This window comes from Binatus sp. (SeqCode) (assembly GCF_036522015.1).
Taxonomy (GTDB): Bacteria; Desulfobacterota; Binatia; order Binatales; family Binataceae; genus Binatus.
On the sequence record NZ_DATDGQ010000359.1, the window covers coordinates 1 to 10,323 of the forward strand.

11 protein-coding genes and 1 pseudogene are annotated in these 10,323 nt (G+C 61.0%); 2 read left to right on the top strand and 10 right to left on the bottom strand.

The window, feature by feature from the left end; translation table 11 throughout:
• The 5 genes from VIW95_RS15215 to VIW95_RS15235 form a co-directional block, all read right to left on the bottom strand.
• A partial coding sequence (locus VIW95_RS15215) for a MerR family transcriptional regulator (protein WP_331588043.1) occupies positions 1 to 291 on the bottom strand: 291 nt, incomplete at its 3' end.
• Positions 292 to 385: 94 nt separating this feature from the next.
• Positions 386 to 799, bottom strand: a complete 414-nt coding sequence (gene ribH / locus VIW95_RS15220) for a 6,7-dimethyl-8-ribityllumazine synthase (protein ID WP_331588045.1) — start codon at positions 797 to 799, stop codon at positions 386 to 388.
• Positions 796 to 1,599, bottom strand: a complete 804-nt coding sequence (gene hisF / locus VIW95_RS15225; RefSeq protein WP_331588047.1) for an imidazole glycerol phosphate synthase subunit HisF — start codon at positions 1,597 to 1,599, stop codon at positions 796 to 798. Before hisF ends, ribH begins: the two co-directional genes overlap by 4 nt.
• Before the next feature lie 2 nt (positions 1,600 to 1,601).
• The gene (gene hisH, locus VIW95_RS15230) at positions 1,602 to 2,222 is read right to left on the bottom strand and encodes an imidazole glycerol phosphate synthase subunit HisH (protein ID WP_331588049.1); all 621 of its coding nucleotides are present in this window, start codon (positions 2,220 to 2,222) and stop codon (positions 1,602 to 1,604) included.
• A 112-nt stretch (positions 2,223 to 2,334) separates the two neighbouring features.
• The gene (locus VIW95_RS15235) at positions 2,335 to 4,377 is read right to left on the bottom strand and encodes an APC family permease (RefSeq protein ID WP_331588052.1); all 2,043 of its coding nucleotides are present in this window, start codon (positions 4,375 to 4,377) and stop codon (positions 2,335 to 2,337) included.
• A 239-nt stretch (positions 4,378 to 4,616) separates the two neighbouring features.
• Between VIW95_RS15235 and VIW95_RS15240 the strand changes: the two genes are divergently transcribed.
• The gene (locus tag VIW95_RS15240; RefSeq protein WP_331588053.1) at positions 4,617 to 5,945 is read left to right on the top strand and encodes a sigma-54 dependent transcriptional regulator; all 1,329 of its coding nucleotides are present in this window, start codon (positions 4,617 to 4,619) and stop codon (positions 5,943 to 5,945) included.
• Positions 5,946 to 6,011: 66 nt separating this feature from the next.
• Here VIW95_RS15240 and VIW95_RS15245 read toward each other — a convergent pair whose 3' ends face one another.
• Positions 6,012 to 6,425: a hypothetical protein gene (locus VIW95_RS15245; RefSeq protein ID WP_331588055.1), complete on the bottom strand. Its 414-nt coding sequence runs from the start codon at positions 6,423 to 6,425 to the stop codon at positions 6,012 to 6,014.
• Between the two features lie 204 nt (positions 6,426 to 6,629).
• Between VIW95_RS15245 and VIW95_RS15250 the strand changes: the two genes are divergently transcribed.
• Positions 6,630 to 7,568 carry an LLM class flavin-dependent oxidoreductase gene (locus VIW95_RS15250; protein WP_331588058.1) on the top strand — a complete coding sequence of 313 codons (939 nt, stop codon included), beginning with the start codon at positions 6,630 to 6,632 and terminating at the stop codon, positions 7,566 to 7,568.
• A gap of 12 nt (positions 7,569 to 7,580) precedes the next feature.
• On the opposite strand, the gene VIW95_RS15255 is transcribed toward VIW95_RS15250, so the two are convergent.
• The 4 genes and pseudogenes from VIW95_RS15255 to VIW95_RS15270 form a co-directional block, all read right to left on the bottom strand.
• Positions 7,581 to 8,351, bottom strand: coding sequence for a DUF1499 domain-containing protein (locus tag VIW95_RS15255; RefSeq protein ID WP_331588060.1), 771 nt, complete (start codon positions 8,349 to 8,351; stop codon positions 7,581 to 7,583).
• Between the two features lie 49 nt (positions 8,352 to 8,400).
• Positions 8,401 to 9,195, bottom strand: a complete 795-nt coding sequence (locus VIW95_RS15260) for a methyltransferase domain-containing protein (protein ID WP_331588062.1) — start codon at positions 9,193 to 9,195, stop codon at positions 8,401 to 8,403.
• Positions 9,196 to 9,207: 12 nt separating this feature from the next.
• Entirely contained in the window at positions 9,208 to 10,080 is an 873-nt protein-coding gene (gene dapA / locus VIW95_RS15265; RefSeq protein WP_331588064.1) for a 4-hydroxy-tetrahydrodipicolinate synthase, read from the bottom strand.
• Between the two features lie 27 nt (positions 10,081 to 10,107).
• Positions 10,108 to 10,323 (bottom strand): annotated as a pseudogene (locus tag VIW95_RS15270) (hypothetical protein); the annotation flags it as partial.

The following is a 10,323-nucleotide window of genomic DNA, read 5'->3' on the forward strand; positions in this document are numbered from 1 at the left end:
GTTGACGAGTTTCAGCGAGGTGACAGAGCGATCGGGATCGACCAGCGTGCGCACCCGCTCGAGAGTTCGCTGGATCGGATCTATATGCTGGCGGGTGCCGAGGAGTTCCTTGGCCATGCGCATCTCGAGCAGATCGTTGAACGCGAAACGATAATTGCGGCCGCCAAGATTCAGCGGACGCACGAGGTTGCGCTTGACCCAGTAGCGGATACGCTCAGGCGTGACCGCGAGAATTCTCGCAGCCGTACGCGTTGAGAAAGTCTCCCCCACACCGCCCGCCTCTGCCGTCATCTTCACCACCAACGTCGAAGAGTATAGGCAGTCCGGCGCATGCTCTCAACGAGGCGCGGCGCGGTTTCTCAACACCTGTTGAGCGTCCGGCGAGCTAGCTGCGAATTTCTTTGAGTGCGCGAGCCACACTGACGACTGCGTTGACGCCGTTCTTCGCGTTCTCGATGCGCGCAACGGCCTGCTCATCGGTCATCGCGGGCCCGATGATTGAGAGGCCGACGGGCTTGTCGAACTCGAGCGCAAGCTCGATACCGGCGCGGGCGATCGCATGCGCGATCACCTCGTCGTGATTGGTCTCGCCCTTGATGACCGCACCGATCATCACGACGCCGTCGATTTCCTTGCGCTGCAGGAGCGCTTTCACGACCGGCGCCATGTCGTACACCCCGGGGACGCGGACCACGCGCGTGACTTCGACGCCGAGCGACTCGGCATGGCTGCGCGCCCGCTGTTCCATCGGCGTGGTGACCTCGGAGTTGAATTCCGACACTACGAAAGCGATTTTCATCGGGCGCTCACCAAGTCGATTGTGACGGCGTCGCGAATCTCGACCCCGTTGCCTTTGAGATACGATTTCAGCGCGGGTATCGGATGCTCTCGATAGTGAACAATAGATGCGACGATCGCGGCGTCGGCCATGCCGCTGGTGAACGCGTCGCGCAGATGCGCGGGCTCGCCCGCGCCGCCGGATGCGATCACCGGTATCGAAACGGCTTCGCTGATGCGGCGGGTGATTTCGAGATCGTAGCCGAGCTTGGTGCCGTCGCGATCGATCGAGTTGATGCACAACTCGCCGGCGCCGAGCCGCTCGCCCTCGAGCGACCATGCCAGTGCGTCGCGGCCGGTGGGCTGGCGTCCGCCGTCGATCACGACTTCGTAACCGGTCGGTACTTCGGGACGGGCGCCGGTTTTTTTCACTTGCATCGAGAGCACGATGCATTGGCTGCCGAACGCGCGCGCGCCCTCCGAGATAATCGCGGGATTTCGTACCGCACCGGAGTCGATTGAAACTTTCTCGGCGCCCGCGAGCAGAACGGCGCGCATGTCGTCGACGGTGCGCAGCCCACCGCCGACGCTGAACGGAATGAAAATTTCGCGCGCCACCGCGCGAACCACATCAAGCATGATGCTGCGGCGCTCGTTGGACGCGGTGATGTCGTAAAAAACGATCTCGTCAGCGCCTTCCTTATAGTAGTAGCGCGCCATCGCGACCGGATCGCCGACATCGATGTTTTCGAGGAATTGCACGCCCTTGGTTACTTTGCCGTCGCGGACGTCGAGGCATGGGATGATTCGCTTCGCGAGCATCGTCAGAAATCCAAACGGCAGAAGTTGTCGAGCAGCTTGAGGCCGGCCGCGCCGCTCTTTTCGAGATGGAACTGAGTCGCGATCACATTGTCGCGCGCGACTGCCGCAGTGAACGGGACGCCGTAGTCGCACGCGCCAATCACGATCGAAGGATCGTCGGTAACCGGGTAGTAGGAATTGACGAAATAAAAGTGGGTGTTGTCGGGCACGCCGGCGAAGACCCGATGCGGCTGCGTCTGGCGGACGCGGTTCCATCCGATTTGCGGGACCTTCAGCGGACGTCCGTCGATCGAGCGCGGATAGCGCGCGACGCGGCCTGCGATGATTCCGAGGCATTCGGCACTGTCCTCTTCGCTGCGATCGAACAGGACCTGGATCCCGATGCAGATGCCGAGGAACGGTTTGCCGGCGCGAGCGATGTCGTTGCGCAGAACTTCGACGAGTCCGAGCGCGCGCAGATTTTCCATGGTAGCGCCGGCCGCTCCGACACCCGGCAGGATCACGCGGTCGGCGGCAACGATGCGCTCGGCGCGATCGGTGATTTCGGATTTGTGGCCCAGAAATTCCAGCGCGCGCTGAACGCTGGTGAGATTGCCGGCCTTGTAATCGACGATTGCGATCATCGCTTTAATCCAGAAAAGCGATCATAGCTGGTGTCGCATCGCCACCCAAGGCGTACACGTTCAGAGCGGAGCCCTTCCGCTCACTCGGGTTGCTCGCAGAAAGAATCGTGACTCAGATTTCGGCTCTGATGTCCTGCTGGTCGGAGAGCACGCGCACGTTTACGTGATGCTCTTCCGAATCGCCGAGCGAGCCCCAGTGCATCGCGAAGTTCTCGAGCTGGATGTCGGGGTTGAAGCGTTCCGACGCGCCCATCACGACTTCGTCGACGCTGAGCAGGAACGCCATGCGCGCGATCGCATAGACCTGGTCGTTCGAGACCACCACCAGCGGGGTGACGGCGCGGCCGTGATCCTCGCAAACTTTGACGACCTTGCTGAACAGTTTGCCTTCGGCGTCGCTGAAAATTTGACCGCCGTCGCTGGACGCGAGCCCCTTCTCGGTGCGCACGGTCAGCGCGATCAACTCGGCGTCATCGCGCTCGGAAAGGTAGCGATGAAGATGTGCGAGATTGTTGGGGTCGCGGATAGCGATCAGTTTCTTATGCGAGGCGAACAGGCCGAGACCGATCGAATCGACCTGGCTTTCCTCGATCAGCTGCAAGTTAAATTTCTCGGGTTCCTCGCCGTAAGCATGCGCCGCCTGGCCATTGATTTTTTCCGAGATCTCGAAAATCACGAACAGCGCGAGCGTGAAACTGACCCCGGAGATCGTCGCGACCTGCTTGGTGAACAGGTTGATGACCGCGGTTGCGAACAGAACCGTAAACGTCAACGCGAGACCCAGCGGGAAGTCTTTGCCGCCCGGGCGGAACCAGGTCAGGTTCAGCGGCATGCGCCACAAGCGATGGTACTTATCTTTGTAGCGCAGGATCAGCACCGACAGCGTTTTGAAAACGAAGCTCCAGATGACGCCGAATGCGTAAGCCTCGCCGAGCACGAACATATCGCCGCGCGAGAGCACGATAGTGGCGATTTGAAGTATCGCCACCATGTTCACGATGCGATAGTTGGTGCCGTACTTTTTGTGCGGGTGGCGGAACCAGTCGAGCAGTACGCCATCTTCCGCCACGCGGGTGAGCACGCCGGTCGAACCGACGATCGCGGTGTTAACCGCGCCGGCGAGAATCAGAAATCCGACGAATACGACGAACGCGCGCAGCGCGAGCCGCGCCCACAGCGGTCCGACCATGAACATCGCGAGCCCGCCGATCAAGTCGTCGCCGTAGTTGGACATGCGGACGCTGTCCGGGATGATCATCACCGCGAAGAACGACACCAGCGACGTCAGCAGCAAGCTGTAAATGAAAATGACCATGCCGGCGCGCAGCAGATTCTTGAGCTTCGGCGCTTCGATCTCGCGATTGACCTGGGCCAGAGATTCCTCGCCCGACATCGCGAGGATCGAATGGCCGAACGCGATCAAAATTCCTAAAGTGCCGATGGTACGCGCGCCGGGAAAATGCTTGAGCCAGCCCAGCGAGTCGTTGGTGAACTTCAATTCGAACGGCGGCAGATGCGCGCCGCGCGTATAAATCGTCAGCCCGCACCATGCAATCATGAGCACGGCCATCACGGTCGTAATCTGCATGATTCGCATCGCCTTGCCGCTGGACTCCTCGATGCCGTAAATGTTCTGGCGCCAGAAGTAGACGGTCACCGCAATCGCGAAGAAGGCGGCGGTGAAATCCGGCGGCAGTATAATTGTCGAATGCGCCAGCTTGAGCAGCTCGTTGATCAAACCGACCATGTACTGGCCGGCCGAGACGCCACTTATCGGCCCGGTCAGGATATAGTCGAACATCAGCGCCGACACCGAGATCTTCGCCAGCGTCGAGCCCATCGCTTCTTTGACGACGCGATACACGCCGCCGCGCGTGAACATCGAGCACGACTCCACGTACACCGCACGCACGGCGTACGAGAACATCATCACGGCGAGAATGAAGTACGGCGCGGAGCGGCCGCAGGCTTGCTCGACGATGCCGCCGATGTAGTAGGCTGACGAGGCGAGGTCGCACAACACGATCGCGGAGGCTCGCCAAAAGGAAATGAAGGCGAGCATCCCGGTGGTAACTACGATTGCTTTGGTTTGTTTGCCGAAGGTCGCCTGCGGTTGTGGCCGCTCGGCGCCGAGAACTTTTGGAGTCGCAGCCAACTATGAATCTCCCCGGCAAACGCCGAAAAGGTCGGCGATGCAGGCAGTTCAAAGTGCAAGATGCAGACCGCAATGATTCCGCATGATCTCTCTAAGATTTGTTAAACTTGAAATGCTAACCGCAATATCTTTGACGATTAGGGTCGTGCAACTTGCAATAGAACGCGGCGGAGCGGCTCTTGATGCGGCTGGCCGATAGAGCATTAGAATGGAACCTGAACAGCTAATCGAGGATTCGCTTGGCTAACATTCTTGTCGTCGACGACGACCGCAATATCCGACGCGTACTCGCAGCGAGCCTTGAGTCCGCGAGTCATCAAGTGACCGTCGCGGAAAGCGCGGAACACGCACTGGAACTGTTTGGCCCGTCGGCCCCTGCGGTAGTCGTCTCCGACGTCCGAATGGAGGGAATGGGAGGGTTGAAGCTGCTCGAGTCGATCAAGCGCCTTAACCCCGCGATGCCGGTAGTGATGATGACGGCGTTCGGCTCGATACCCGACGCGGTCGAGGCAATGCGCCAGGGCGCTTACGACTACGTCACCAAGCCGTTCACTGCCAACCACATCGTGCATGTCGTGGCACGCGCGCTCGAGGTGCACGAACTCCGTTCCGAAAACAAAGAGCTGCGCGATCGGATCGAGAGCCTCACCGAGCCCGAGCCGTTTCTCACCTACAGTCCGCATTCGCGAAAACTTGCGGAGACCGCGACGCAAGTGGCTGACAGCGACGCGACCGCCTTGATCACCGGCGAAAGCGGCACCGGCAAGAGCATGCTGGCGTCGTATATTCATCGCCTCAGTCCGCGCAAGAATGGGCCGTTCGTGCAGGTTGCGTGCACAACGCTCAGCGAGCATCTGCTGGAGAGCGAACTCTTCGGACACGTGCGCGGTTCGTTCACGGGCGCGATCAAGGACAAGCCCGGGCGCCTCGAAGCGGCAGAGGGCGGAACGGTTCTGCTCGACGAGATCGGCGACCTGACGCCGGTCGTTCAATCGAAGCTGCTGCGTTTTCTGCAGGAGCGAACGTTCGAGCGCGTCGGCGGCGCGCAGACGATCAAAGTGGACGCGCGCATAATTGCCGCGACCAATCAGCATCTCGATCAATTGGTCAAGGAAAAGCGCTTCCGCGAGGATCTCTACTACCGCCTCAACGTGATCGAGCTGCAGGTGCCGGCACTGCGCGACCGGCCGGGCGAAATCCTGAAGCTCGCCGAGCACTTCGCCGCGCAAGCCGCGCAGACGCATCACAAGCACGCCCATTCGATCGCGGCCGAGGCGCGTGAAGCGCTCGTATCCTACTCGTGGCCGGGCAATATCCGCGAGCTGCGCAACGTGATGGAGCGCGCAGTGATCCTGAGCCGCGGCGAAACGATCAACCTGAGCGATTTGCCCGACAAAATTCTCGCGTCACCCAACAAACTCGATCACAGCCACACGCTCGAGCAGATGGAGCGCCGCCACATCGAGGTGGTGCTCGAGCAGGCGATGACGCTCGAAGAAGCCGCCGAGATGCTGGGAATCAACGTCGCGACATTGTGGCGTAAGCGCCGGCGATACGGCCTGGACTAGACTACAAAGCGCCGGCGCGCTGCGCGACGAAGCGCGCCGGTCTTTGCCGCGAGCGATCTGCGCGAACTATTTTTTGTTGAGCAGGCCTTCGAGCTGACTGTGATTCTTCACGCAAACACCGAGGCTGGTGAACGGACTCGGCCAATCGTTCTTGACGCAATACGGCAGCGCATTCATTTCGTCGCTACTCATTCCGCGCGTCGTGAGATCCTTCCTGATGCAGTCGCTGTGCGCTTTGCTGGAGCCCGCGACTGATGCGGCGTCGTCGGCGGCTTCAATAATCAGCGCGTTGCGAAGCGCGATCTTTACCGCGGGATCTGCACTCTTGCCGAGCGAGCCGGCCACGTTGCTCGAGGGACCGCAAGTGCCGACGGCGTCCACGAATGCCTCTTCGATCCCGGTCGTTGACAGAGCGAACCCTACACTCGCCGCGCTCATCAGCATGCTCGTCGTGATCAATGCCACAGCAAATCGTTTCATCGCACTCGTCCTCCAGGTTGAGGGTGTGACCCACTAAAAAGTGAAAACGGTCGCATCGTTGGAAATTCCGACTCATCTGTACGATGCGACCGCCAAAAAAGTCCAGCCCGCGCGGCTCGTACCAAGTGCCTGGCAGCACGCCGCTTGACGAAAACTCCCGCTTGATGAAAGTGTCGCGTCAGTCAGACGAAAGGAATTTTCATCATGGCCAAAATTGCGCTTGCTTGCACCATACTTCCTGACAGCCCGCCCGCGCGGCTCATCGAATGGTCGCGCGCGGCGGAGGACGCGGGCTTTTCCGGCGTGTTCATGACCGAGGCGAACAACGACTCGCTGGCGTGCTCACTCGCGCTCGGGCTTCACACCAAGCGAATCAAGCTCGGCACTGCGATCACGAACATCTATCTGCGCCATCCGAATTTGCTCGCCAACGAAGCTGCTGCTGTGCAGGAATTTACCGGCGGACGATTTATTCTCGGGCTCGGCACTGGACACCGCGAGGGGAACTCCGCGCTCGGAATCGAGATGGGAGTTCCGCTGACGCGGATGCGCGAAACGGTGAAGACGCTCCGCGCCGCGCTCGACGGCGGCAAAACCGGGCCGCGCGTCAGTGCGAAGTTGCCGCTTTACCTGGCGGGCGTCTCGCGCCCGATGGTGAAGCTGGCCGGCGAAATCGGCGACGGCGTCATCTTCAACTTCTTTCCGCCAGCTCGGGTCAAGGAAGCGCTCGGCGAGCTGGCCGAAGGCGCAAAGATCGGCAGCCGCGACCCCAAGCAGATCGAGGCGACTCTTTTCGCGACCGCATTCATTTCGGATGATCTCGAGGCCGCGCGCCGTCCCGCACGCAAGCTGCTGTCACGCTACGGCGCACTGAAGTTCTACGGCAACATGATGGCCCATTCAGGCTTCGAGCGCGAAATCGCAGCGATTCGCGCGGCAGGTCGCGACGCCGACGCGGCAATCAAGGCAGTCAGCAATGAGTTGATCGACGCAACTCTGCTGGTCGGCTCAGAGTCGCGCGTTCGCGAGCGGCTGCAGGAGCTATGCGCGCCGGGTATCGGCACCGCGATCGTGTTCACAAATCCGGTCAACGAAGATCGCAACGCCGCCGTGATGCGAACGATCCGCGCGCTCAGGCAATAGCCCAGAACGCGCTTACGGCTGATCTTCCTGATCGCCGGTGTTCTGGTCGTTGTCGTTGCGCGACAGTGCGACGCGATCGAAGAATCGCTTGATGCGCCGGGCGTTGACGCCGAAGTCGCCGATCCCGTCGCGCGATTTCGATCGCATCTCGATCAGGCTGGCGCCGTCGGGCGTCGGCCGAATCTGGATCACGACATCGTCGTTGAAATGCCACAGCTTTGAGGTCGCGACCACCTCGAGCGTATTGGTGGCCGGATCGGAATAGGTAATCGTCCACGTCGGAGAGGCCTTGGCGACCTCGGTGACGCGCGCGAAAGCATCGGCCGGTGACAGGCGCTCCTTGATTGGACCGATCGGACCGTAGCCCTTCAACTGCCGGTCGGCGTACTTCGCCTTGTCGTATTTCATGTCGCGATTCGGTTCATGCTGCAGTTTCTGCGCGTTCACGAATTCGGGCGGATTGTCGAAATCGGTCGTGATGTCGTTGATTGGCGGATACTTGGAACTGCGCAGCACCGTCACGATCAACGGCAGCGCGATCACCGCGCACACGACCGTTGCCATCAAGGCCCGATTGCGACCGGCGCGCGCTTGAGGCTTGCGCGTCAGGAAAATGGCGAGCAGACCGACCAGGAAACCCAGGATGCTCAGCAGAAACCCGAGCGCAAATAGCTGAAAACCCATGAATGGCGCGGTCAGATGGAAGTGCGCGCCGACCATTCCCGCCGCGATCATCGCGATCGCCAATAGTGCGTCAAAAAATGCGAGCCATGCAAAAGTCATTCGTATTTCCCCCGAAAGAGATTTGCGTTCACACTAGAGGCCTGCCTGCTCACCTGATTCCTCGTACCACGAATTGCGGCAATACGAACAGAAACGATCCGCCAGCGACGGCGCGATCGATGTCGGCGAACCAACCCTCGACCTCGGCCGCCGCGACCTTGCCGGAGTCGCGCGCGTACCGCGCGAAACTTGCCTTCAGCATCGGCAGCGAGCGTCCTGCGGTGTCAGCGCCGGCGTGAATCTCGACTTTAACGTCGTCGAGCCCGGACGCGCGGAACAAGCGATAGAGCTGGCGTCCGATCTGCGGCTCCCTGATCGCGATCGTCTTCGACGCTGCGAGGATTCGATCGCTACGCTCGCGCGCCGCCGCGCCGATATCGAGCGCGAGCATGTCCCAGTCGCTATCGACCGCGACGACCACCCCGCCCGGTGCCGTCACACGCGCCATTTCGGCGATAGTATCGGCTGCGGAATCGACATATTCAAGAACGTTTTTGCACCACACGCGATCGAATGAGCGGTCCGGAAACGGCAGCGGCGGAAACGCACTATGCACGAACTCCGCCGCCAGTTTTGCATCGCGGGCGCGAGCCGCGGATCGCTCGACGAATTCTGCGTTGATGTCCACGCCGGTCACTTTGCCGCCGGGAGCCACGCGCCGTGCAAGCTCGAAGGTGGTGTGTCCGGGTCCGGAGCCAACATCGAGCACGCGCAGTCCAGCTTTGAGATCGAGCGGCCGGAGCAGCGGTTCCATCGCAGGATGAAACGCAAGGATCTTGTCGTACGCGCTGTGGCGGTCCGAGTCGATATCGACCCAGTGCTGCTTGTAGTAAGGCTCGGCCATAGCGAGGCTCGATCAGACGAGGCGCAGTTCCTTCATCGCAATGCGCAACTTGTCGGCGGGACCCGCGGTCATCGGCACCAGCGGCATCCGCAACTCGTTGGCGCATTTGCCCATGAACGCGAGCGCCTGCTTGACCGGAATCGGATTCGTCTCGACAAACAGCGCACGCATCACCGGCAATAATCGGAAATGGATCTCACGCGCCTTCGCGAAATCGCCACCGAGTGCGGCGGCCGCAAGATCATGCATCTCGCGCGGGACGATGTTGCTACACGTCGATATTACGCCCTTCGCGCCCAGAGCGATCAGAGGCAGAGTCAAAGCGTCGTCGCCGGACAGAATCGTTATCTGATTGCCGCACATCTTCAGGATGTCGGACGACTGGTCCATCGAGCCCGACGCTTCCTTGATACCGACGATGTTCTTGATCTCAGCCAGCCGCGCCACGGTTTCGGGCAAGACGTTCGACGCCGTGCGGCCGGGGATGTTGTACGCAAACATCGGAATATCCACGCTCGCCGCGATCGTCTTGTAATGCCGGTAGATGCCATCCTGGGTGGGCTTGTTGTAGTACGGCGATAGCAGCAGCGCGCCGTCCGCGCCCATCTCGCGCGCCGCGGCAGTCAGCCGAATCGCTTCGGCGGTCGAGTTCGATCCAGTGCCCGCGATCACCGGGACACGCTTTCGCGTCTGCTCTATGGTGAGCTTGATCACACTGTCGTGCTCGGCGTGCGTGAGCGTGGCGGATTCTCCGGTGGAGCCGCACGGGACGAGCCCGTCGATCCCACTCTGAATCTGCCATTCTATGAGGTCGCGCAACGCCGGCGCGTCCACCTCGCCGTCGCGAAACGGCGTGACGAGAGCAGTCAGTGCGCCTGTGAACATAGTTCCAACCCTCCCGCCTTTTTCATTTCACTGTTTCACTGGGACCATTTCGTCGGCGCCCAGCTCGACCGCGCCGCTGAAAACCTCGACCGCGTTGCCGGTCATGAAAACGTGATTCGCATCGGCGCCGTCTGCGCGCCATTCGATCTCCAGATTGCCGCCGCGCAACTCGACCGTCGCACTCCGCTCGGAGTGATTTGTCAGCACCGCCGCGACCAGCGCCGCGCATGCCCCGGTACCGCA

Bases quoted from the DNA above. Each gene is read 5' to 3' on its own strand.
- ribH (WP_331588045.1), bottom strand. From the start codon at position 799: ATGAAAATCGCTTTCGTAGTGTCGGAATTCAACTCCGAGGTCACCACG.
- hisF (WP_331588047.1), bottom strand. From the start codon at position 1,599: ATGCTCGCGAAGCGAATCATCCCATGCCTCGACGTCCGCGACGGCAAA.
- hisH (WP_331588049.1), bottom strand. From the start codon at position 2,222: ATGATCGCAATCGTCGATTACAAGGCCGGCAATCTCACCAGCGTTCAG.
- VIW95_RS15245 (WP_331588055.1), bottom strand. From the start codon at position 6,425: ATGAAACGATTTGCTGTGGCATTGATCACGACGAGCATGCTGATGAGC.
- VIW95_RS15250 (WP_331588058.1), top strand. From the start codon at position 6,630: ATGGCCAAAATTGCGCTTGCTTGCACCATACTTCCTGACAGCCCGCCC.
- VIW95_RS15255 (WP_331588060.1), bottom strand. From the start codon at position 8,351: ATGACTTTTGCATGGCTCGCATTTTTTGACGCACTATTGGCGATCGCG.
- VIW95_RS15260 (WP_331588062.1), bottom strand. From the start codon at position 9,195: ATGGCCGAGCCTTACTACAAGCAGCACTGGGTCGATATCGACTCGGAC.
- dapA (WP_331588064.1), bottom strand. From the start codon at position 10,080: ATGTTCACAGGCGCACTGACTGCTCTCGTCACGCCGTTTCGCGACGGC.